This window comes from Extibacter muris, assembly GCF_004345005.1.
GTDB lineage: Bacteria > Bacillota > Clostridia > Lachnospirales > Lachnospiraceae > Extibacter > Extibacter muris.
Map to the genome: position 1 here is coordinate 1 of NZ_SMMX01000101.1, position 535 is coordinate 535.

General features: G+C 38.3%; 1 protein-coding gene. It reads left to right on the plus strand.

Annotated features, from left to right (window positions below; translation table 11 throughout):
- Window positions 1–535, plus strand: a 535-nt coding sequence (locus E1963_RS21155; RefSeq protein ID WP_132281731.1) for an immunoglobulin-like domain-containing protein, incomplete at both ends; no start/stop codon positions are given.

Genomic DNA, 535 nt, shown 5'->3' on the forward strand with positions numbered 1-535 from the left:
TATCAAGTGAAAGCAATCGTTGAGGAAAATGATACTTATAAGAGTACAGAAACTGACTGGAAAGAGTTTACAATCAGCAAGGCAATGCCGACTTATGAAGTACCAACTAACTTGACAGCTATTGTTGGACAGACCCTTGCAGACGTAACACTTCCAGAGAGCTTTGCGTGGCAGGACGATACAACAACTTCTGTTGGCAGTGCTGGAACAAATACATTCAAAGTGACATATACGCCAAAAGATACGACTAATTATAATACTGTAACAGATATTGAAGTTACATTGACAGTCAATCCAAAAATGGAAGAATTAAACGCAATTCCAACAATCAATGCCAGTGATAAGACATTGACAGTTGGCGATACATTCAATCCATTAGAGGGTGTTACTGCTTCTGATAAAGAAGATGGCGACCTTACAAAAGTAATCGAAGTCTTAGAAAATAACGTAGATACAAGCAAGGCTAGCGTTTATGAAGTTACATACAAAGTAACAGACAGCAAGGGTGCTTCAAGCACAAAAACGATTACCGTTA